The sequence below is a fragment of the Streptomyces sp. NPDC054770 genome, from assembly GCF_053611985.1.
In genome coordinates this window covers 1-20,687 of record NZ_JBSHBL010000011.1, presented here as the reverse complement: position 1 = coordinate 20,687, position 20,687 = coordinate 1, and the positions used below count along the sequence as shown (strand labels likewise).

At 71.3% G+C, this 20,687-nt stretch carries 18 protein-coding genes; 5 read left to right on the top strand and 13 right to left on the bottom strand.

From position 1 onward, the window contains the following. Positions 1–54: 54 nt before the first annotated feature. Both ACWGKQ_RS12695 and ACWGKQ_RS12690 read right to left on the bottom strand, forming a co-directional pair. Complete coding sequence (locus tag ACWGKQ_RS12695) at positions 55–2,184, bottom strand: 3-hydroxyacyl-CoA dehydrogenase NAD-binding domain-containing protein (protein ID WP_453291914.1); 2,130 nt, start codon at positions 2,182–2,184, stop codon at positions 55–57. Beyond that, a complete protein-coding gene (locus ACWGKQ_RS12690) occupies positions 2,181–3,398 on the bottom strand; it encodes a thiolase family protein (RefSeq protein ID WP_453291913.1) in 1,218 nt (405 codons plus the stop codon). Before ACWGKQ_RS12690 ends, ACWGKQ_RS12695 begins: the two co-directional genes overlap by 4 nt. Positions 3,399–3,649: 251 nt before the next feature. Between ACWGKQ_RS12690 and ACWGKQ_RS12685 the strand changes: the two genes are divergently transcribed. Further along, on the top strand, positions 3,650–4,423 hold the full coding sequence (locus ACWGKQ_RS12685) for a hypothetical protein (protein WP_453291912.1): 774 nt from the start codon (positions 3,650–3,652) through the stop codon (positions 4,421–4,423). 40 nt (positions 4,424–4,463) lie between these two features. Here the strand turns inward: ACWGKQ_RS12685 and ACWGKQ_RS12680 are convergent, their stop codons facing one another. Both ACWGKQ_RS12680 and ACWGKQ_RS12675 read right to left on the bottom strand, forming a co-directional pair. After that, a complete protein-coding gene (locus ACWGKQ_RS12680) occupies positions 4,464–5,474 on the bottom strand; it encodes a LacI family DNA-binding transcriptional regulator (protein ID WP_453291911.1) in 1,011 nt (336 codons plus the stop codon). After that, positions 5,471–7,840: a glycoside hydrolase family 2 protein gene (locus ACWGKQ_RS12675; RefSeq protein ID WP_453291910.1), complete on the bottom strand. Its 2,370-nt coding sequence runs from the start codon at positions 7,838–7,840 to the stop codon at positions 5,471–5,473. Before ACWGKQ_RS12675 ends, ACWGKQ_RS12680 begins: the two co-directional genes overlap by 4 nt. A gap of 155 nt (positions 7,841–7,995) precedes the next feature. Between ACWGKQ_RS12675 and ACWGKQ_RS12670 the strand changes: the two genes are divergently transcribed. From ACWGKQ_RS12670 to ACWGKQ_RS12660, 3 genes are read left to right on the top strand one after another with little or no spacing between them, the layout of a single operon-like run. After that, the gene (locus tag ACWGKQ_RS12670) at positions 7,996–9,312 is read left to right on the top strand and encodes an extracellular solute-binding protein (RefSeq protein ID WP_453291909.1); all 1,317 of its coding nucleotides are present in this window, start codon (positions 7,996–7,998) and stop codon (positions 9,310–9,312) included. Further along, positions 9,309–10,175 carry a carbohydrate ABC transporter permease gene (locus ACWGKQ_RS12665; RefSeq protein WP_453291908.1) on the top strand — a complete coding sequence of 289 codons (867 nt, stop codon included), beginning with the start codon at positions 9,309–9,311 and terminating at the stop codon, positions 10,173–10,175. The genes ACWGKQ_RS12670 and ACWGKQ_RS12665 overlap by 4 nt, the downstream gene beginning before the upstream one ends. Beyond that, on the top strand, positions 10,172–11,008 hold the full coding sequence (locus tag ACWGKQ_RS12660; protein WP_453291907.1) for a carbohydrate ABC transporter permease: 837 nt from the start codon (positions 10,172–10,174) through the stop codon (positions 11,006–11,008). Before ACWGKQ_RS12665 ends, ACWGKQ_RS12660 begins: the two co-directional genes overlap by 4 nt. Here the strand turns inward: ACWGKQ_RS12660 and ACWGKQ_RS12655 are convergent. From ACWGKQ_RS12655 to ACWGKQ_RS12620, 8 genes are all read right to left on the bottom strand, one after another. Continuing rightward, the gene (locus ACWGKQ_RS12655) at positions 10,986–12,257 is read right to left on the bottom strand and encodes a cytochrome P450 family protein (protein ID WP_453291906.1); all 1,272 of its coding nucleotides are present in this window, start codon (positions 12,255–12,257) and stop codon (positions 10,986–10,988) included. The genes ACWGKQ_RS12660 and ACWGKQ_RS12655 overlap by 23 nt on opposite strands. A gap of 5 nt (positions 12,258–12,262) precedes the next feature. After that, positions 12,263–13,543: a cytochrome P450 gene (locus tag ACWGKQ_RS12650; protein ID WP_453291905.1), complete on the bottom strand. Its 1,281-nt coding sequence runs from the start codon at positions 13,541–13,543 to the stop codon at positions 12,263–12,265. Continuing rightward, positions 13,540–14,133, bottom strand: a complete 594-nt coding sequence (locus ACWGKQ_RS12645; RefSeq protein ID WP_453291904.1) for a GTP-binding protein — start codon at positions 14,131–14,133, stop codon at positions 13,540–13,542. The genes ACWGKQ_RS12650 and ACWGKQ_RS12645 overlap by 4 nt, the downstream gene beginning before the upstream one ends. Next, positions 14,114–14,482 carry a DUF742 domain-containing protein gene (locus tag ACWGKQ_RS12640; RefSeq protein ID WP_453291903.1) on the bottom strand — a complete coding sequence of 123 codons (369 nt, stop codon included), beginning with the start codon at positions 14,480–14,482 and terminating at the stop codon, positions 14,114–14,116. The genes ACWGKQ_RS12645 and ACWGKQ_RS12640 overlap by 20 nt, the downstream gene beginning before the upstream one ends. Then, positions 14,479–14,892, bottom strand: coding sequence for a roadblock/LC7 domain-containing protein (locus tag ACWGKQ_RS12635; protein WP_453291902.1), 414 nt, complete (start codon positions 14,890–14,892; stop codon positions 14,479–14,481). The genes ACWGKQ_RS12640 and ACWGKQ_RS12635 overlap by 4 nt, the downstream gene beginning before the upstream one ends. Then, positions 14,889–16,256 (bottom strand): ATP-binding protein, encoded by a 1,368-nt coding sequence (locus ACWGKQ_RS12630; protein WP_453291901.1) that lies wholly within the window; start codon positions 16,254–16,256, stop codon positions 14,889–14,891. Before ACWGKQ_RS12630 ends, ACWGKQ_RS12635 begins: the two co-directional genes overlap by 4 nt. A gap of 129 nt (positions 16,257–16,385) precedes the next feature. Then, entirely contained in the window at positions 16,386–16,637 is a 252-nt protein-coding gene (locus ACWGKQ_RS12625) for a hypothetical protein (RefSeq protein WP_453291900.1), read from the bottom strand. 47 nt (positions 16,638–16,684) lie between these two features. Further along, entirely contained in the window at positions 16,685–17,692 is a 1,008-nt protein-coding gene (locus ACWGKQ_RS12620; protein WP_453291899.1) for a hypothetical protein, read from the bottom strand. Positions 17,693–18,469: 777 nt separating this feature from the next. On the opposite strand from ACWGKQ_RS12620, the gene ACWGKQ_RS12615 reads away from it, so the two are divergent. Next, entirely contained in the window at positions 18,470–19,249 is a 780-nt protein-coding gene (locus ACWGKQ_RS12615) for a TetR family transcriptional regulator (protein ID WP_453291898.1), read from the top strand. A 49-nt stretch (positions 19,250–19,298) separates the two neighbouring features. Here the strand turns inward: ACWGKQ_RS12615 and ACWGKQ_RS12610 are convergent, their stop codons facing one another. Next, positions 19,299–20,579, bottom strand: coding sequence for an HRDC domain-containing protein (locus ACWGKQ_RS12610; RefSeq protein WP_453291897.1), 1,281 nt, complete (start codon positions 20,577–20,579; stop codon positions 19,299–19,301). Positions 20,580–20,687: the final 108 nt, after the last annotated feature.

Sequence of the window (20,687 nt, the reverse complement as noted above, 5' to 3'; positions counted from 1 at the left end):
TGCGAAAGGGGCCCTCCGCGTGCTGCGGAGGGCCCCTTCACTCTGCTGCGGCCGTTACGCGGGGACCGAGGCCACGCCCGGGGCCAGGAACTTCTTGCCGTTCACGCGCTCGGAGACACCCTCGCGGTCCAGGTACGGCGTGATGCCGCCCAGGTGGAAGGGCCAGCCGGCGCCCGTGATCAGACAGAGGTCGATGTCCTGCGCCTCGGCGACGACGCCCTCGTCGAGCATGAGCCCGATCTCCTGGGCGACGGCGTCCAGGACGCGGTCGCGGACCTGCTCCTCGCTGAGGACCACGTCACCCTGCTTGAGCAGCGCGGCGACCTCGGGGTCCAGCTCCGGCTTCCCGCTGTCGTACACGTAGAAGCCGCGCTTGCCCGCCTTGACGACGGCCGCGAGGTTCGGGGAGACCGTGAAGCGGTCCGGGAAGGCCCGGTTGAGGGTCTCCGAGACGTGCAGGCCGATCGCGGGACCGACCAGCTCCAGGAGCACCAGCGGGGACATCGGCAGGCCCAGCGGCTCGACCGCCTTCTCCGCGACCTCGACCGGGGTGCCCTCGTCGATGACGTTCTGGATCTCGCCCATGAAGCGGGTGAGGATGCGGTTCACGACGAACGCCGGGGCGTCCTTGACCAGGACCGCGGTCTTCTTCAGCTTCTTGGCGACGGCGAACGCGGTGGCCAGCGAGGCGTCGTCGGTCTGCTCGCCGCGCACGATCTCCAGGAGCGGCAGGATCGCGACCGGGTTGAAGAAGTGGAAGCCCACGACCCGCTCGGGGTGCTTGAGCTTCGACGCCATCTCGGTCACCGACAGCGAGGAGGTGTTGGTGGCGAAGATCGCGTGCGCCGGGGCGACCGCCTCGACCTCCGCGAACACCTGCTGCTTGACGCCGATCTCCTCGAACACGGCCTCGATGACGAAGTCCGCGTCGGAGAAGCCCTCGGCCTTGTCCAGGACACCGGTCACCAGCGCCTTGAGGCGGTTGGCCTTGTCCTGGTTGATGCGGCCCTTGCCGAGCAGCTTCTCGATCTCGGCGTGGACGTAGCCCACACCCTTGTCGACGCGCTCCTGGTCGATGTCGGTCAGTACGACCGGCACCTCCAGGCGGCGCAGGAAGAGCAGCGCGAGCTGCGAGGCCATGAGACCCGCGCCCACCACGCCGACCTTGGTGACCGGACGCGCCAGGTTCTTGTCGGGCGCACCCGCCGGGCGCTTGCCGCGCTTCTGCACCAGGTTGAACGCGTAGATGCCGGCGCGCAGTTCACCGCCCATGATCAGGTCGGCGAGCGCCAGGTCCTCGGCGTCGTACCCCTGCTGGAGGTCGCCGTTCTTGGCGGCGGCGATGATGTCCAGGGCGCGGTAGGCGGCCGGGGCGGCGCCGTGCACCTTGGAGTCCGCGATGAAACGGCCGCGCGCGACGGCCTGGTCCCAGGCCTCGCCGCGGTCGATCACCGGGCGCTCGACCCCGATGTCGCCCTTCAGCACCTGGGCGGTCCAGATCAGCGACTGCTCCAGGAAGTCGGCACCCTCGAACAGGGCGTCGGCGATGCCCAGGTCGAAGACCTGCTGGCCCTTGAGCTGCTTGTTCTGGTTGAGGCTGTTCTCGATGATGACCGAGACGGCCTTGTCGGCGCCGATCAGGTTCGGCAGCAGCGCGCAGCCGCCCCAGCCCGGGACCAGACCGAGGAAGACCTCGGGCAGGGAGAACGCCGGGATGGCCTTGGACACGGTCCGGTACGTGCAGTGCAGACCGACCTCGACGCCACCGCCCATGGCGGCACCGTTGTAGTACGCGAAGGTCGGTACCGCGAGGCCCGCGAGGCGCTTGAAGACCTCGTGGCCGCCCTTGCCGATGGCCAGCGCGTGCTCGTGCTCCTTGAGGAGCTCGACGCCCTTGAGGTCGGCGCCGACCGCGAAGATGAACGGCTTGCCGGTGATACCGACACCGACGATCGTGCCCTCGGCCGCCTCCTTCTCCACCTGGTCGATCGCGGTGTTGAGGTTCGCCAGCGAGGCCGGGCCGAAGGTGGTCGGCTTGGTATGGTCCAGGCCGTTGTCCAGCGTGATCAGCGCGAAGCGGCCGGCCCCGGACGGCAGGTCGAAGTGGCGCACGTGCGCCGACGTCACGACCTCGTCGGGGAACAGGTCCGAGGCCTGCTTCAGAAGCTCGGCGGTGGTGCTCACTTGTCCCCCTCGAAGTGCGGGTTCTCCCAGATGACCGTCGCGCCCATGCCGAAGCCGACGCACATGGTGTTCAGGCCGTAGCGGACGTTCGGGTGCTCCTCGAACTGGCGGGCCAGCTGCGTCATCAGACGCACACCCGAGGAGGCCAGCGGGTGACCGAAGGCGATCGCGCCGCCGTACTGGTTGACGCGCTCGTCGTCGTCCGCGATGCCGTAGTGGTCGAGGAAGGCCAGCACCTGCACGGCGAAGGCCTCGTTGATCTCGAACAGACCGATGTCGGAGATCGACAGACCCGCCTGGGCGAGGGCCTTCTCCGTGGCCGGGATCGGGCCGTAGCCCATCACCTCGGGCTCGACACCCGCGAAGGCGTAGGACACGAGGCGCATCTTGACCGGCAGGTTGTTCTCGCGGGCGAAGTCCTCGGAGGCGATGATCGAGGCGGTCGCACCGTCGTTCAGACCGGCCGCGTTGCCGGCGGTGACCCGCCCGTGCACCCGGAACGGCGTCTTGAGACCCGACAGGTTCTCCAGGGTGGTCCCCGGGCGCATCGGCTCGTCGGCGGTGACCAGACCCCAACCGGTCTCGCCGCCCTCCGGGTTGGTCCGGCGCACCGAGATCGGCACCAGGTCGGCCTGGATCTTGCCGTTGGCGTACGCCTTGGCGGCCTTCTCCTGCGAGCGCACCGCGTACTCGTCCGCGCGCAGCTTGGTGATCTGCGGGTAGCGGTCGTGCAGGTTCTCCGCGGTCATGCCCATGAACAGCGCCGACTCGTCGACCAGCTTCTCGGAGACGAACCGCGGGTTCGGGTCCACGCCCTCGCCCATCGGGTGGCGGCCCATGTGCTCGACACCGCCGGCGATGGCGACGTCGTACGCGCCGAAGGCGACGGAACCGGCGACCGTGGTGACGGCGGTCAGGGCGCCGGCGCACATGCGGTCGATGGAGTAGCCGGGCACGGAGGTCGGCAGGCCCGCGAGGATGCCCGCGGTACGGCCGATGGTCAGACCCTGGTCACCGATCTGCGTGGTCGCGGCGACGGCGACCTCGTCGATCTTCTTGGTGTCAAGACCGGGGTTGCGGCGCAGCAGCTCCCGGATCGCCTTCACGACGAGGTCGTCGGCACGGGTCTCGTGGTAGATGCCCTTCGGGCCCGCCTTGCCGAACGGGGTACGGACGCCGTCGACGAAGACGACATCCCTGACGGTACGAGGCACGATTGGCTCTCCTCCAGGGTGCGGGATGGCACTGCTGCATGCGCTGAGCGCGCGCTCAGGCCCATGCTACTTGCGGGTAACGTGACTGCACAGTCCCGGGGACCGGAGCGGCGAACGTCACACCCCTCGCACAGTGAGGAGGGGCAGCCGGTCTGCCCTTTTTCCTGTGGTGAGCATGATCGGCCCGTCGTTAGCGTGACGGCAGTGAAGTCATGCTCGCCCCAGGGCTTGCGCCTGGAACGGAGTCATCCATGCAGCACGTTGTCGACCATATAGAACAGCGCCGCAAGGAATACGAGGACCACGACTTCTTCAAGAACCTCCTGGACGACACGTCCCTCCCCGGGGAGAAGCGTCTGGCATGGGGCCCGAGCGTCGTTCCGTTCATCATGGGCTACTCCGACCTCAACAAGTACGTCTTCCGCAAGAGCGAGGACGCCGCCCGCGCGGACCCGCTCCAGGCCCTCCTGAACGCCCACACGGTCGAGGAGGACTTCCACTGGCAGTGGATGCTCACCGACCTGGAGAAGCTGGGCGCCGACAGCCGGATGCCGCTGTCGGACGCCACCCGGGTCCTGTGGGGCACGGAGTTCACGCACTCACGGCGCCTCGTCCTGGAACTGGCCGCGCTCGCCGCCGGCGCGCCCACCTACGCCGTCTTCGCCATGGTCGAGGCGATCGAGTCCGTGTCCGTCACGATCTTCACCCACTGCCGGGGCATCACCCTGCGGGACGGCGGTGAATGCGAGTTCTTCGGCACCAAGCACTACCTGGCCGAGTCCTCGCACACCATCAAGTCGCCCGAGGTGGCGGAGGAGAGCCTGCCCGTGCTGGACGAGGCCCGGCGGCAGGAGGGGATCCGCATGGTGGACCGGGTGTTCGCACTGTTCGACGACTGGTCCACCGCGCTTCTCGAGTTCGCCCTCGACGACGACGGCGACCACGAGGGCACCTACCGGAGAATGATCCAGGAGAGCAGGGACCAGCTGCCGGAGGCCGAAGCGGCGGCCGCGGCCGCGTTCTGACCGCCCTCGGGTCCACCGCGCAGGGGCCCCCACGCGGGCGTCACCGGGGCCGCGCGGTGGACCCTCTGGGCGTCAGCACCGGAGTGGCCACCGGATGCGACCCCACCTCCTCGAACAACGTCCGGGCGACCTCCGCCCCGAACCCGTGCACGTCGTGGCTCATCGCCGACAGCGTCGGATGCGTCAGCCGGCACAGCTGCGAGTCGTCCCACGCCAGCAACGACACGTCCTCCGGCACCCGCAACCCCATCTCCGCGGCCACCGACAGCCCCGCCACCGCCATGATGTCGTTGTCGTACATGATCGCCGTCGGCCGGTTGCCCGCCGCGGCGGACAGCAGCGACCGGGTGGCCCGCGCCCCCGCCTCCCCCGAGTAGTCGGTCGTCACCTGCGACGCCCCGGCCAGCTCCAGTGCCTCCGCGGCCGCAGCGAACGCGGCGCCCCGTATCGCCGTGTGCCCGAGCGCGGCGGCCCCGCCGACCCGCGCCACCCGCCGGTGCCCCAGCGCCGCCAGGTACCGCACGGCCTCCGTGACGGCATCGCCGTCCTCCGTCCACACCGACGTGAGCCCGCCCGTCAGCGAGGGATGCCCCACGGCCACCACCGGCAGCCCCAGCCGCCCGGCCACCCCCACCCGGGGATCGTCCGCCCGGAAGTCGACGAGGATCGCCCCGCCGATGTGCCGCCCCTTCCACCAGGACTCCAGCAGCCCGGCCTCGTCCTCCGCGCTCCGCACCAGCCGCAGCAGCAGCGAGCAGGAGTGCTCGGTCAGCACGCTCTCCACCCCCGAGATGAACTCCATGTAGAAGGGTTCGAGCCCGAGCATCCGGGCGGGGCGGCAGATCGCGAGGCCGACCACGTCCACCCGCGCCCCCGCCAGCGAGCGCGCCGTGGTGTTCGGCGCCCACCCCAGCTCGCGGGCCGCCGCGAAGATCCGGTCCCGGGTCGTCTCCGCGAGCCCCGGCTTGTGGTTGAAGGCGAGCGACACGGCCCCCTTGGACACGCCCGCGCGCGCGGCGACGTCCTTGATGGTGACGCGGGGTGCTGTCATCGGGAGGGCTCCACGCAGTACAGGGCGGCCCGGGCGGCGGCCACGTCCGGAGTCTTCCAGCCGGTCACCCCGATCGTGACCCGTTCCCCGGGAAGCAGCGTGACCAGCCCCCGGTCTGCCTGTGCGGCCGGGTCCAGCCGGTCGGCCTGGAGGAGCAGGTCCCGTACCAGGGTGCGGGCCGCGACCGTGACCGCCCCCGGCGCCACGGTCACCTCGAACTCCGGTTCCAGATAAGGGATTTCGCGGTCCGGGGCCGGGAAGTACAGGGCCCGCAGGCCCCCGCCGTCGGCGACCAGGAACTCCTTCGGGCCGTCCGGCCGCAGTTCGGCCGGTACGTCGACCACCGCGACCGCCCGCGCTTCCGCCTCCAGTGCCACCCCCGCACTCCCGAGCACCACCCCGTCGACGGTCATCCGGCGCAGCGTCGCCTCCCCGTGCCACGCCTCCGCCCCCTGGTTGACGGCGGCCAACACCAGCCCGCGCTCCCGCACTTGGAGGGTCAGCAACCGGTCCGCGTACAGCCGGCGCAGCTCGTGCCAGAGCGGTTTCTCCCGGCCGTCCCCGTCGATCGCCGCCCAGGAGGTCACCGGCCAGCAGTCGTTGAGCTGCCAGACGACCGTGCCCGCACACACCGGCCAGTGCGCGCGCCAGTGCTCGATCCCGGCGGCCACCGCCCGCGCCTGGTTGACCTGCGTGAGGTAGTGCCAGCGGTCGAAGTCCCCCTCGGGGAAGGCGAAGTGGCGCTCCAGGCCGCGCCGCAGCTTGCCGTTCCCGTCGTCCGCCTTCTGGTGGTGCAGCATCCCGGCGGAGTCCGCGGCGAGCGCCTCACCCGGCAGCGCCCGGCGCAGCGTGGCGTACGCGGGCGGCGCCTGCCAGCCGAACTCGGCGACGAAACGCGGCACTTCGGAGCGGTACTCGGCGTAGTCCGCCCGGTTCCACACCTCCCAGGAGTGGTGGGTGCCGTGCGCCGGATCGTTCGGGTGCCGCTCCCAGGAACCGGACCACGGACTGCCCGCCGTGTACGGCCGCCCCGGATCCAGCTCCGCCACCACCCGCGGCAGCAGCCCCAGGTAGTACCCCTCGCCCCAGGACTCCCCGGCCAGCCGCTCCTCCCACCCCCAGTCCCGGAAACCCCACAGGTTCTCGTTGTTGCCGTTCCACAGCACCAGCGAGGGATGCGGCATCAGCCGTACGACGTTCTCCCGGGCCTCCGCCTCCACCTCGCCGCGCAGCGGCTGCTCCTCCGGATAGGCCGCGCACGCGAACGGGAAGTCCTGCCAGACCAGCAGCCCCAGTTCGTCGCAGGCGTCGTAGAAGTCCGCGCTCTCGTAGATGCCCCCGCCCCAGACCCGTACCAGGTCCACCCCGGCGTCGGCGGCCCGCCCGAGCCGCCGACGGTACCGGTCCCCGGTCACCCGGGACGGGAACACGTCGTCCGGGATCCAGTTGACGCCCCGCGCGAACAGCCGCTCCCCGTTCACCACGAAGGTGAACCCGGTTCCGTACCCGTCGGGCCGCCGGTCCAGCTCCACGGTCCGGAAGCCGACCCGCCGGTGCCACGAGTCGAGCACCTCGTCCCCGTGCAGCAGGGTCAACTCGACGTCGTACAGCGGCTGTCCGCCGTAGCCGCGCGGCCACCACAGCCGTACGTCCGGCACCTCCACCCGTACGACCCCGCTCGTCCCCTCGACCGAGGCCCGCGCCGACCGCCCGCCCACCCGCACCTCGACGTCCAGGGCGGCCTCGACCCGGGTGCGCTCCACGTCGACGTGCAACTCGACGGCTCCCAGGCCCTGTCGCACCGTCACCACCGGGCGGACGCGGCTGAGCCGGGCCGTCGACCAGTGTTCGAGGCGTACCGGCCGCCAGATCCCGGCCGTCACCAGCGTCGGCCCCCAGTCCCAGCCGAAGGAACAGGCCATCTTCCGGATGTACTGGTACGGCTCGGCGTAGGCCGCGGGCCGCTCGCCCAGCCGGTCGCGCACCGCGGCCGCCTCGGTGTACGCGGAGGCGAACCGCACCGCGAGCGGCCCGCGCAGCCCGGTCACGTCGAAGCGGTACGAGCGGTGCATGTTCCTGGTCCGGCCCAGGAGCCGACCGCCCACGCTGATCTCGGCGGCGGTGTCGAGCCCGTCGAAGACGAGGTCGGTCTGCTCGTGCCCGGAGGCCGCGCCCAGCTCGGTCGTGTACGTCCACTCCCGTCGGCCGACCCAGGCCACTTCGGTCTCGTTCCGCCCGAGGAAAGGGTCCGGGATCACCCCGGCGGCGAGCAGGTCGGTGTGCACGCATCCCGGTACGGCGGCGGGCAGCCGGCCGCCCTCGTACTCCAGGACCCATCCCTCGCCGAACGGCGTGACCTCCAGCATGCGCACTCCCTAAACCGGTCTACTCCAGTGACTGGGCGTACTGGCCGCATCCTTGGCGGGATTGGGACTTTACCGGTTGAGGAAAGCGCTGTCAGAGTGCCGAATCAGCCAACCGTCGCACGTGCTCGTCCGTCCCCAGAACGGAGCTGATGCACATGAACCGCCGTACGCTCGCCGCCCTGGCCACCGGAACCGCGCTGCTCCTCGCCGGCTGTACCGGTACCGGCGGCTCGACGAAAGCCGCGGACGCCAAGGCGCCGGACGATCCCTCGAAGGCGACCGGGACCATCACGGTCCTCACCCAGCGGACCGACCTGGTGCAGGACGGCACGATGAAGAGGTACGCGGCCGCCTTCAACAGGGTCTATCCGAAGGTGAAGGTCGAGTTCCAGGCACTCACCGACTACGAGACCGAAGTCAAGATCCGGATGAACACGGAGAACTACGGCGACGTCCTGATGATCCCGGGGGTCATCAAGAAGAGCGACTACCCGAAGTTCTTCGCCTCGCTCGGCAGCGAGGCCGAGCTCGCCAGGAAGTACCGTTTCACCGGCTTCACCGCGGTCGACGGCAAGGTCTACGGGCAGAGCCCGATCGGCGTCATGCCGGGCTTCGTCTACAACAAGCGGGTCTGGAAGCAGGCCGGGGTGACCGGGTGGCCCACCACGCCCGCCGAGTTCATCGCCGACCTCAAGGCGATCAAGGCGAAGACCGCCGCGACCCCGTACTACACCAACTACGCCGCCCAGTGGCCCCTGACGTCGTGGACGTCCGTCAACGGCTCGGTGCACTGCGACCCGCAGGCCACCACGAAGCTGGCCGAGGGGGATCCGTGGGCGGCGGGGGCCGATCTGCGGGTGGGGGACACAGTGCTATATGACATAGTCCACGACGGTCTGGCCGAGAACGACCCGACCACCACCAACTGGGAAGCCTCCAAAGCCCAGCTCGCCAAAGGGCAGATCGCCACCCAGTGGCTCGGCACCTGGGCGATCGTCCAGTTCCAGGACGCCGCGAAGAAGGCCGGCGTGGACCCCGACGACATCGGCTTCATGCCCTTCCCGGCCCAGACCGACGGGAAGTTCTGCGCGGTGGTCGGCCCCGACTACAACCAGGCCGTCAACATCCACTCCGCGCACAAGGCGGCGGCCCGCGCCTGGATCGACTGGTTCACCGACAAGTCCGGCTACGACAAGGACAACCTGGCCATCTCCCCGCTGAAGGGCGCGGCCCTGCCCGCCGTCCTGAGGCCCTACGAGGACGCGGGGGTGAAGCTGATCGAGCTGGACGACACGGCAGGCGCCCGGGTCAAGCTCATCGACTCCGCCTCCGAGGTCGGCATCAACGCCCCCGACTACCGCCAGAAGCTCGTCGACCTCGCCCGCGGCGCCCGCGGCGGCACCCTGGACGGCTTCCTGGACGACCTCGGCAGCAAGTGGACCGCGGCGGAGAAGACGGCTGGGACGTCATGACCCATGCGCGGCGCCTCACCCCCTGGCTCTTCCTGCTCGCCCCGCTCGCCCTCCTGGTCACCTTCACCTACGCGCCGATCGTGAACATGCTGGCGTACAGCTTCACCGACTGGGACGGCGTCAGCCCCGAACTCCACTACACCGGCGCCCACAACTACGCGGAGATCTTCACCCGCCCCGACCTCTTCGAGGTCTTCCTGGTCAGCGCGTACTACCTGGCGGCCTCGGCGGTCCAGATCGTCCTCGCCCTCTACTTCGCGACGGTGCTGAGCTTCGACGTCCGGTTCCGGAACTTCTTCAAGGGCGTGCTGTTCTTCCCGTCGCTGATCAACGGGGTGGCGATCGGCTTCGTCTTCCTCTACTTCTTCCAGGACGGCGGCACGCTCGACTCCGTCCTCGCCCTGGTCGGCGTGCACACCGACCACGCCTGGCTGGGCACCCCGGTGTCGGCGAACGTCTCCCTGGCCGGCGTCTCCGTCTGGCGCTACCTGGGCCTGAACTTCGTGCTCTTCCTCGGCGCGATCCAGTCCATCCCCGGGGAGCTGTACGAGGCGGCCGAACTGGACGGCGCGAACCGGTGGCAGCAGTTCCGGCACATCATCGCGCCGGGCATCCGGCCGGTCGTCACCCTCACCGTGATCCTCTCGGTCTCCGGCTCGCTGTCGGTCTTCGAGGTGCCGTACATCATGACCGGCGGCGCGACCGGCACAGAGACCTTCGTGACCCAGACCGTGAAGCTGGCCTTCCAGTACAACAAGGCGGGGCTCGCCTCCGCGGCCGCGGTCGTCCTGCTGCTGATCGTGCTGGCGGTGACCTGGCTGCAACGGCGCCTGGTGCCCGACGAGAGGGTGGACCTCGTATGACACGGACACGCCGACGGGTGGCACGTGCGCTGGTCTACCTCTCCCTCATGGCGGCCGCGCTCGTGGTGCTGCTCCCGCTCACCGTGGTCCTGCTGACCTCCCTGAAGTCCTCGGGCGAAATGGCCGACGGCAGCGGGGCGCTGACGCCGCCCCACGACCTGCTGAACCTCCACAACTACGTGACCGCGTTCCGGGACGGCGGCATGCTCAGGGCGTTCGGCAACACGCTCTTCATCGTGGTCTTCTCGATCGGCGGGACCGTGCTGATCGGCTCGATGACGGCCTACGCGATCGACCGGTTCACCTTCCGCTTCAGGAGGCTCGTGGTCGCGCTCTTCCTGCTGGCGGCGCTGGTCCCCGGGGTGACCACCCAGGTGGCCACCTTCCAGATCGTCAACAGCTTCGGCCTCTTCGACACCAGGTGGGCGCCGATCGCCCTCTACCTGGGCACCGACATCGTCTCGATCTACATCTTCCTGCAGTTCGTCCGCTCGATCCCGGTCTCCCTGGACGAATCGGCCCGCCTGGACGGCGCGAACGCGTTCACGATCTACCTGAGGATCATCCTCCCGCTGCTGAAACCGGCGATCGCCACGGTGGTGATCGTGAAGGGGATAGCCGTCTACAACGACTTCTACATCCCGTTCCTCTACATGCCGTCCCAGGACCTCGGCGTGATCTCGACGTCCCTGTTCCGCTTCCGCGGCCCCTACGGAGCGCACTGGGAGATCATCTCGGCGGGCGCGATCCTGGTCATCCTGCCGACGCTGATCGTCTTCCTGTGCCTGCAGCGCTTCATCTACAACGGCTTCATGCGCGGGGCGACGCGGTGACGCCGGGGCGCGGGCCGAGGCGGACGGGCAGGTGGGTGTGGCCGTTGGAGATCAGGCTGGGCAGCGGCCGCAGTTCGCCGGGTTCGACGGCCAGGCGCAGGCCGGGGAACCGGGCGAACAGGGACTCCAGGGCGATGCGTGCCTCGGTCCGGGCGAGTTCGGCGCCCAGGCACAGATGGGCGCCGTAGCCGAACGCCAGATGGTCGCGGGCGGTGGAGCGGGTGATGTCGAAGTGGTCCGCGTCGGCGCCGTGGACGTGCGGATCGCGGTTGGCGGCGGCGTAGTTGACCGCGATCGCGTCACCCTGGGCGAAGGTCATCCCGGTGGGCGCGTCGGTGACGTCGCGTACGGCGAACCGCAGGATGAGCGTGGCGACCGGCGCCTGGTGCCGCAGCGACTCCTCCACGACCTGCGCCCAGGGGATCTCGCCGGCGGTCGCGAGATCCAGCTGGTCGCGGTGGCTGAGGAGGTTGACGACGGCCTGGTCGAGGAGGTTGACGGTCGTCTCGTGGCTGGCGCTGATGATCAGGACGATGCTGTCCGCGAGCTCCTGGTCGCCGAGCTCGCCGGCGTCGCGGGCGGCGACCAGCCGGGAGGTGATGTCGTCCTCGGGGGTCCGGGTCTTGTACTCGACCAGCCGGGCGACGAGTTCGTAGACGCGGCCGGGGGCGGCGGCCGCCTCCTCGGGGGACAGGTCGGTGGCGAACAGGGCGCCGACCGCGTCCCGGAAGGGTTCGTGCAGGTCCGCGGGGACGTTGAGCACCGTGTTGCCGACCAGCAGCGGCAACGGCCAGGCGAACCGGGCCCGCAGGTCCACGACCTCGTCCGGACCGGCCGTCGCGAGGTCGTCGAGGAGGGTGCGGACGACGGTCTCGATCCGCGGGGTCAGGGCGCGGACCTGACGCGGGCCGAACGCCGCGGCCAGCGGGCGGCGCAGCCGCATGTGCTCGGCGCCGTAGGCGGTCAGGGCGTTGCGGACGTCCACCCAGATCCGCAGCGGCCAGTCGGCGGGTACCCGTCCTTCGAGGTAGGCAGGCCAGTGCTGGTGGGCGTCCTTGGAGATGTCCGGGTGGACGAGGAGACGGCGGATCAGGCCCGGGTCGGTGACCGACCAGGCCGGTATGCCACCGGGGAGCAGGACCCGGGCGGCCGGGCCGACGGCGCGCAGGGCGGCGCCCTCGCCCTGGATGTCCGAGCCGGTGGGGTCGAGGACGTGGTGCGGGCAGCCAGTGGTGGTGGGGAGGGGCATGCCGGTCACCTTCCGTTCGGGGTGTGCTGGGGGGTGTCGCGGTGGAACCGGACGGGGAGCGAGGCGGGCCCGGACAGGAACGTCGCGGGCAGGGTCGGGAGCTCCGCCGCGGGCACGGCGAGGGTGAGCCCGGACAGCCGGTCGAGGGCGCGTTCCAGGGCGGTCTCGGCGATCACCCGCGCGATACCCGGGGCCGGGCAGGCGTGCGGGCCGGCGGAGAAGGCGAGGTGGCCCCGGCTGCCGGCGCGCGCGTCGGGCGACAGGCCGAGGTTGAGGGCCGGGTCGTTGTTGGCGGCGGCGAAGGAGACGAGGATCGGGTAGCCGGGCTGGAGGAACACGTCCGGCCCGAACTGCTGGACCCCCTGCGCGTACAGGGGGCTGTAGTTGGAGATCGGCGGGTCGTACCAGAGGACCTCGTCGAGGGCGCCGGCCACCGGACGGACGCCGGAGTGGACGCTGCCGGCGAACCGGGAGTCGGTCAGGATCCGCCGCAGGGCGCTGCCGATGTGGTTGCTCGTGGGCGGGGCGGCGGCGCCGAACAGGAGCACCAGCTGCTGGACCATCTCGTCGTCACCGAGGCCGGCCTCGATGAGGTGGCTGATGACGTCCGGTCCCGGTTCGGCCCGCCTGAGCCGGGTCAACTCCAGGCAGGCCGCCTCCAGTTCGGCGTTGGCCCGGGCCGCGTCGGGGCCCGCGTTGATCACTTGGGTGACGGTCCGGACGATCTGTTCGCCGAGTGCGCTCGGGGACCTGAACAGGTCGATCACGGCCAGCGTCGGCAGCTGGGCGGCGTACTGGGCGACGAGGTCGGCCTCGCCCTGCCGTACGAACGCGTCGATGAGCCGGTCGCCGATCGCGGCGACGGACCGGGCCAGCGCGAAGGTGTCGACCCGGGCCAGGGCGCCGGTGACGGCCCCGCGCAGCCGGGCGTGCGGGGCGCCGTCCGCCCACAGCGCGTTGGGGCGCGGGCCCATCATCATCAGGGCCGGGCTGCTGGGCGGGACCTGTCCGGCGCGCAGGGCCGCCCAGTTGGCGGGGTCCTTGCGGAAGCGTGCCGGGTTGTTGCGCAGCAGGTGCAGGGCGGCCTGGTAGGTGACGGCGAGGTATCCGTAGACGCCCGTGTCGATCTCGACGGGGGCGATCGGCGCCTGCGCCCGTAAGCGCCGGTAGGTCGCCTGCGGGTCCGCGGCGAAGGCGGCACCGAAGATCGGCAGCGGCCCGTCGGGGGGCGGGAGGGGTGCGTGCGCCGGGCACTGCCCGGCGGCCAAGGGGTGACGGGTGGTCATCGGGCGGGCTCCGGAGTCAGGGTGAGCAGGTGGCGGACGAGGGCGATCAGCGCGTCCCGGGCGCCGGCCCGGTCCCGGGCGTCGCATCTGACGAGCGGGGTGTCCGCGGCGAGCGTCATCACCTCGCGCAGCCGCTCGTCGGTCGGCACGGGGGCGCCGTCGAAGGTGTTGACCGCCACCGCGTACGGCAGGCCCAGCTCCTCGACGATCTCGAGGATCGGGTACGTGTCGCCGAGGCGGCGCGTGTCGCACAGCACGAGCGCGCCGAGCGCACCCTGGGAGAGGTCCACGAGGATGTCCCAGAAGCGGGGCTGCCCGGGGGCGCCGAAGAGATAGAGGACGAGTTCGTCGCTCAGGTGCAGCCGGCCGAAGTCCATGGCCACGGTGGTCCGCACCTTCTCCGGGAGCACCGGGTGGTCGATGTCCTCGCCCGCGCTCGTCATCACCTCCTCCGTCAGGACGGGCGTGATCTGGGACAGACAGCGCACCAGCGTGGTCTTGCCGGCGCCCAGGTGACCGGCGATAAGGATCTTCGCGGTCTGTTCGTCCCCGCGCAGCACGGGTGCGTGATCAGAGCTGTTGAAGCCCATGGAGAACTGCCTCCAGCAGTGATCGGTGTTCGGCGGGAGCGGGGGCGTCGGTGATGCGCTGCCGGGTGCCGATATGGCCGGTTTCCATCAGGTCCGAGAGCAGGATGCGGACCACGCTCACCGGCAGCCGCAGCAGCGCGCCCAGTTCCGCGACCGACCGGGCGCTGTGCGCGAGGGCGTCCAGGATCGCGTTCTGCTCGTGGTTGAGGTGCGCGCGGCCGAGGTGGGCGTCCGCGGACGAGAGGGTGATCAGGGTGATGACGTCGAAGTGGTTGCGCGTGGCGTGGGAGCGGCCGTCGGTCACCACGTAGGTGCGGACCAGCGGGTCCTCGCCGTGCGGCGGCGTCATCCCTGTCCGGCGGAGTGCCGTGGTGCGACCGCCAGTTCGGGCCCGAGGCGCTTGACGGTGTCGGCCATCCGGTAGGAGAAGCCGAGGACGTCGACCTCGGCGGTGGCCGCGGCCACCAGGTGCGAGCCGTGCCCGGCGGCGATGACGAACAGGAACCCGTCCTCGTACTGGACCATGGTCTGCTGCCAGGCGGTGCCCTGGTCACGGACGAACACGGCGCCGTTGCGGCTCAGCGCCTGGAGACCGGCCGAGGTGGCGGAGATCCGGTCGGCCAGGTCCTTGTGGACGCCGTCGGAGGCCACGACCGCGAGCCCGTCGGCGGAGAGTACGACGGCATGCCGGGCGTGCGGGGCGGCCACGAGCTCGTCGAGGATCCAGCCGAGATCGGGACGGTAGTGGTTCGGCTTCATCGCTGCGTCTCCTCGCGGGCCGGGGTCTCGGGGGCGGGGGTTTCGGGGGCCGGGGTCTTGGGGGCTGGGGTCTTGGGGGCTGGGGTCTTGGGGGCGGCGGAAGGGGGGAAGACGGCCTGGGTGCCGTGGACGAAGGCGGCCAGCGCCCGGCCGGAGTCCGCGGGCGGCGGCACGCTCTCGGGGAGCCGTGGCACCACCGGCCCGCGGGCACGGCGGGGGCCGCGTATCGGCAGTCCGTCGTCGCCCATCCGATAGGGACCCGGGTCCGGCCGGGGCGCGGTGCCCACGGCGGTACCGGCCGCCGCCGGGTGCCGGGTGTCCGGTTGCCGAGTGGGCCGGTGCGCGGGCTGCTGCGCCGGAGGTTCGGCGAGCAGGGCGCGCGGCAGGAACAGCACGGCACGCGCCCCGCCGTGCCGGGAGTGGTCCTGGTCCAGCTGCACGGTGAAGCCGTACCGCGCGGCGAGCGCGCCGATCCCCAGATACCCGAAGGAGGGAGGGTTGGTGAGCTCGGTGAGGCGGACCGGATACCGCCCGGACAGTCGGCGGCCGGCCTGCTCCCTGACCTCGGCCGCCATCCCAGGACCGGCGTCGTGGATCTCGACGCCGACGCCGTTGTGGCCGCCGACGAAGGTGATCTCGACCGGTGTGGTCGGTGCGCTGTGCCGGGCGGCGTTGTCCAGCAGTTCGGCCACGGCGAGTACGACGGGTTCCACGTACCGGCCGGCCACGTACCAGGGGCAGGTCCGGGGCAGCCGGACCCGCTGGAAGTCCTTGATCCGGCCCGCCCCGCCGCGTACCACGGTCAGCAGCGGAGCGTCGTCGCGCTGCCGCCCCGGCCACATGCCGGTGAGCACGCCGAGGATCTGCAGCCGCCGCGCCAGCTGGCTCGCGGCATGGTCGATGTGCTGCGCCCGTTCCAGCGTGTCCTCGTCCTGGGTGGCGGCCAGCAGTCTCGTGATCGCGGCCTGCTGCTCGTAGACGAGGGCCTGTACGGAGCGGGTGGCCGCCTGCACGGCGGCGCGGGAGGCCGTTTCGGCCCGCTCGTTCGCCTCCCGGAGCATGGCGTCGACCTGTTCCAGGACGGAGGCGAAGGCGGCGCCGGTCTCGGTGGCCGCCAGTTCGCGATGCAGCGGTCGCCCGGCGGAGGAGAGGAGGTCCCCGGTGCCGTTGCGCAGCGCGTACACCAGGCCCGGTATCCGGGAGCCGGCCAGGTGCCGGGCCTCCTCGTCGCGGACGGCCGTCTGCCGGCGGGCTTCGGTCACGGCGCTTCTGGCCTGGTGCCGGTAGCGCACGGCGGCCACACCGGTCACGGCGAACCCCGCCGTCGTGGTCAGCAGCAGGGCGTCCGGTATGAGGGCAGTCATCGGGTCCTCAGGGGCGTAAGGGGGAGCGGAACGGGAGGCGCGGCCGGGCCGCCGGGCAGGCCGGGCCGGCGGCCCGCGGGCGACGGGCGGGCGGCGCGTGGTCCGGGGTGAGGTTCTCCGGGCCGCGGGTCATCGCGGATCCGCCTGCCGGCGAGCGGCGTCGACCGGCCGCACACTCCTGGCGGTCGGCAGCGCGCGCCCCCGGCCCGGTCGGGGGTCCGTGGACGGGTGCGCTCGGGAGACGTCCTGGGCCGGCCGTTCCCCGGCGGCGCGCCGGAACGGACCGGTCCGCGTCACGCCCAGCTCCAGGATGCGGGCGTTCCCCGTCAGCAGGCGCCGGGCGCGGGCGGGGCGGGACCGGGGGGCGGGTGGTGTGAGCACGGGGGCTCCTCTCGGGTGGCGGTGTGTGCGTGCGGATGACCGGCGGGTCACGAACGGCACTGGAAGAAGGGAGTGTCGGGCGTGGTCCAGGGGACCGGGATGCCCGCGGGCCGGAGGCGGCCGGCCGCGGTCCGCGGCGCTTCGTCGGCCGGCGTCATGACGGGCGCCGCGAGCGTGCAGATCAGCCGAGGTCCGTCGCCGGCCGTGTCGTCGTCGCACGCGAGCCGGGTGGTGGCCCGGCCGCACACCACGCCGAGCGCGTCGAGCACCCGGGTCGTGTAGCGCGCGAGGGCCGGTGCCGGCGGGTCGCTCGGCACGCGCATGCCGACCTGGGAATCCGGCCGCAGGCCGGTGACGACGTGCTCGGGCCGTCCGTCCGGGCCCGGGCGGGTGACGGTGTCGACCGTGTACCGGCGGCGGCCGGGCAGCTCGGTCAGTACCAGGTGCGGGCTGCCGGAGTGCTGGGCGGCCGCGTGCCACAGAACCGGCCAGGCCGTGCCGATCTGGCGTTCGTCCGTGCATTCCACCGCGTCGACCGGGGTTCCGGCGGCCGCCGGGGCGAGCAGGTAGCCGGTCGCGGGGTACGACCGTGCCCAGGCCACGGCGTCGGCCAGACGCGCGGTGCGGATGCCCCGCAGCGCCGGTATCCCCACCCGGGCCAGCCGGGCCGCCTGGGCACCGCGGTCGTACCTCAGCGGTGAGGATGCCGGGTCGGCTCCGGGCAGGCCGAGCTGCCAGGCGATCCGCTCGGCCAGCTCGATGCCCTCGGCGCCGCCCGCGACGACGGCCGAAACCCCCAGTGCCCGCAGCGACTTGACGGTCTGCCGCAGCCCCTGGTGCACGACCGTGCCGCCGTATCCGGCGGGCAGCGTCGCGTTCCGGTACGCGGGCGGGCGCAGTCGGCGCTCCGGGAGAACGGCCACGGTCCGCCAGCCGTGCCGCGCGAAGGCCCGTGCACAGGGGGCGCCGCCGTCGTACGGGGCGATGACCGCCGCGGTGTCGGCGCTGGGATCGGTCGGCGGCACGGTCGCGGCGGCGGAGGGAACGGTGGTCATGGCGGCGGGCTCCCGAGCGGCTGAAAGTGTCTGAAAGGGCACTGTTGCGCCGTGTCCGGCCGGCGGCTTCCGGCGGGCGGACGGGTCGCCGGCGCCTTCGCCGAGCACCCGCGTACGGCCGCGTGCGTGCACAAGGACTCCCCTTGGTGAGGTGGGGGCCGGCGGGTTCGGGCAGCCCACCAGGGCAGGGGGAAGAGCCCCGTGGATCCTGGCCGAGACTGTCCTTGAGTGGGCGTGTGCCGTCACGCCCGCTCCATGAGCCCCCGTGTATTGGGTGTGTCACCCGGTCTTGTTGGGACCAAATGGTCTCTTCTGCTCTGCTCCCCCTTTTCGTTCCGGCGAGACAGCACACGGGCCCCTCAAATGCGAGGTTGGCTCCCTGGCTTGGGAGACAATCGCCCTGTCCCGGACACTGGCCGGGCGTTCCCGGCAGCCAAGGTGTCCCGCCGTAAAGCGAGATATGCCCGTGTTGTCAGGACGGTGTCCGGGCCAGAAGGGACCGTTCAGTCTGTTCTGCTGGCGCCCAGTCTGGAACTCTGGCCCGGTCACGTCAAGCGAGGATCGGTCGCAGGCGGTGCCCGTGTTGGCGCCGCATGCCGTGACGGGCGATACCTTGAGCCCCTCGTCCGGTCCGATCTTCGCGGTAGGATCGGGGGCCGATATTCCTTTGTTTGCGAATTTTGAGAATGAAGAGGCGTTTCGGAATGCGTACGCGGCAGCTCCGTACAAAGCTCGTTCGGTCGTGCGCCCATGAATGAGCCTCGAAGGCGAGATCGAATGAGCACCCCGCACAGACCGCGGCGTCAGCAACAACGCGCCATTGATACGAGGCAGCGAATCCTTGACACCGCGGGCGAGCTTATCGTGATGGACAGCTACGAAGGGACGTCGGTCGGTGACCTGATCACCGCCGCACGCACCAGCAAGGGGGCCTTCTACCGGCATTTCCCGGGCGGCAAGGTCGACGTGGCGGCGGCCATCATGGAGAACACGCTGACCATGGACGGTCTGCGGGAGCAGTCGATCATGCTCCAGGAAGTGGTTGACATCGGGATGATCCTGGCCTACCGGATCTCCCATGAGAACGCGCTTCGGGCTGCTTTGAAGCTGTCGTTGCACAGTAATGCGCCGGAGACCTACGGAACCCCTTGGCCGGACTGGATCGCTTTCAATACCGGTCAGCTCGCAGAAGCACGGCGACGTGGCGAGCTGAAACCTTTCGTCGATGTGGAGCAGCAGGCCTACCAAATTGCCGGGAACTGGGCCGGAGTGGTGCTCATCTCGAATATCATCGACCGGGACATGGGAAATGTCGAAGAGCGGATTTCGCGCATGTACCGGAATCTGGTGACGGCAGTCGCGGTCCCGGACCTCCTCCCCGAGATCGACTTCTCCGTGCACCGGGGGAGGCATCTCTACACCGCGTTCCTCGAAGACCCGGCCGGCCGGGGCGAGCCGGCCGATCCGCAACGGTCACAGGGCGGCCCGGTCGAGCCGGACAGCCCGGTCGAGACGGTCGAAGAAGACGTCGAGCCCCTCGAAGAAGACCCGGAGTGAGCGAGCGGGCCGGAGCGAAGCGGAACACCGCCGGCGCCGCACCGTCCGCCTAGGCGGACAGCGCCGCCACCAGCACCGGCGTCACCTGCTCCACCTGCCAGGGCCGCGCCCCGTACCCCGCCAGCGCGGCCCCCACGGTCTCCGCGTCGACCACGGCCGGCGGCTCCCAGCAGACTCTGCGCACGGTGTCCGGCGCGATCAGGTTCTCCTGCGGCATGGTCAGCTGCTCGGCCAGCGCCGACACCGCGGCCCGGGCCGCCGAGAGGCGAGCCGCCGCGGCGGGATCCTTGTCGGCCCACGCCCGGGGCGGCGGCGGCCCCGTCACCGGCTGACCCGGCTGCGGGAGCGCGGCGTCCGGCAGCGCCTTGGCGCGGTCCACCGCCGCCTGCCACTGCTCCAGCTGCCGCCGCCCCATCCGGTGGCCGTAGCCGTTCAGCCCCGCGAGGGCGTGCACATTGGGCGGCAGCGCCAGCGCCGCCTCCACGATCGCCGCGTCGCTGAGCACCTTGCCGGGCGACACGTCCCGCTTCTGCGCGATCCGGTCCCGGGTCTCCCACAGCTCCCGCACCACCCCCAGCTGCCGGCGACGGCGCACCTTGTGCATCCCCGACGTCCGGCGCCAGGGGTCCTTGCGCGGCTCGGCCGGCGGCGCGGCCGCGATCGCGTCGAACTCCTGCCGCGCCCACTCCAGCTTCCCCTGCCGGTCCAGCTCCTTCTCCAGGGCGTCCCGCAGGTCGACGAGCAGCTCGACGTCGAGCGCCGCGTACCGCAGCCAGGGTTCGGGCAGCGGGCGGGTCGACCAGTCGACGGCGGAGTGGCCCTTCTCGAGCACGAAGCCGAGGACGCCCTCGACCATCGCGCCCAGCCCGACCCGGGGGAAGCCGGCGAGCCGCCCGGCCAGCTCGGTGTCGAAGAGGCTGCTGGGTGTCATGCCTATCTCGCGCAGGCAGGGCAGGTCCTGGGTGGCCGCGTGCAGTACCCACTCGACGCCGGCCAGTGCCTCGCCGAGGCCGGACAGGTCGGGGCAGGCGACGGGGTCGATCAGCGCGGTGCCGGCGCCCTCGCGGCGCAGCTGGACGAGATAGGCACGCTGGCCGTACCGGTAGCCGGAGGCGCGCTCGGCGTCGACGGCGACGGGGCCGGAGCCGGCGGCGAAGGCGGCGATCACGCGGGCCAGCGCGGCCTCGTCCACGACCACCGGCGGAATGCCCTCACGGGGCTCCAGCAAAGGGATCGGCGCCTCCGTCACAGAAGATCCGGCGTCGTCCGGGGGAGTGCCCCCGGTGGTGCGCAGTGAACTGTCTGCTGCGGTGTCTTGGGCGTCGGTCACATGTCAAGGGTATCCGTGTGTGGACGGCGCCCGTCGACGGAACGTTAACGAGACGGGCGGCCGGGGGGTCAGAAACACAGACGGCGGGTAAAATTAAAGTAGCCGAAA

Bases quoted from the DNA above. Each gene is read 5' to 3' on its own strand.
- ACWGKQ_RS12685 (WP_453291912.1), top strand. From the start codon at position 3,650: ATGCAGCACGTTGTCGACCATATAGAACAGCGCCGCAAGGAATACGAG.
- ACWGKQ_RS12680 (WP_453291911.1), bottom strand. From the start codon at position 5,474: ATGACAGCACCCCGCGTCACCATCAAGGACGTCGCCGCGCGCGCGGGC.
- ACWGKQ_RS12675 (WP_453291910.1), bottom strand. From the start codon at position 7,840: ATGCTGGAGGTCACGCCGTTCGGCGAGGGATGGGTCCTGGAGTACGAG.
- ACWGKQ_RS12670 (WP_453291909.1), top strand. From the start codon at position 7,996: ATGAACCGCCGTACGCTCGCCGCCCTGGCCACCGGAACCGCGCTGCTC.
- ACWGKQ_RS12665 (WP_453291908.1), top strand. From the start codon at position 9,309: ATGACCCATGCGCGGCGCCTCACCCCCTGGCTCTTCCTGCTCGCCCCG.
- ACWGKQ_RS12660 (WP_453291907.1), top strand. From the start codon at position 10,172: ATGACACGGACACGCCGACGGGTGGCACGTGCGCTGGTCTACCTCTCC.
- ACWGKQ_RS12655 (WP_453291906.1), bottom strand. From the start codon at position 12,257: ATGCCCCTCCCCACCACCACTGGCTGCCCGCACCACGTCCTCGACCCC.
- ACWGKQ_RS12650 (WP_453291905.1), bottom strand. From the start codon at position 13,543: ATGACCACCCGTCACCCCTTGGCCGCCGGGCAGTGCCCGGCGCACGCA.
- ACWGKQ_RS12645 (WP_453291904.1), bottom strand. From the start codon at position 14,133: ATGGGCTTCAACAGCTCTGATCACGCACCCGTGCTGCGCGGGGACGAA.
- ACWGKQ_RS12640 (WP_453291903.1), bottom strand. From the start codon at position 14,482: ATGACGCCGCCGCACGGCGAGGACCCGCTGGTCCGCACCTACGTGGTG.
- ACWGKQ_RS12635 (WP_453291902.1), bottom strand. From the start codon at position 14,892: ATGAAGCCGAACCACTACCGTCCCGATCTCGGCTGGATCCTCGACGAG.
- ACWGKQ_RS12630 (WP_453291901.1), bottom strand. From the start codon at position 16,256: ATGACTGCCCTCATACCGGACGCCCTGCTGCTGACCACGACGGCGGGG.
- ACWGKQ_RS12620 (WP_453291899.1), bottom strand. From the start codon at position 17,692: ATGACCACCGTTCCCTCCGCCGCCGCGACCGTGCCGCCGACCGATCCC.
- ACWGKQ_RS12615 (WP_453291898.1), top strand. From the start codon at position 18,470: ATGAGCACCCCGCACAGACCGCGGCGTCAGCAACAACGCGCCATTGAT.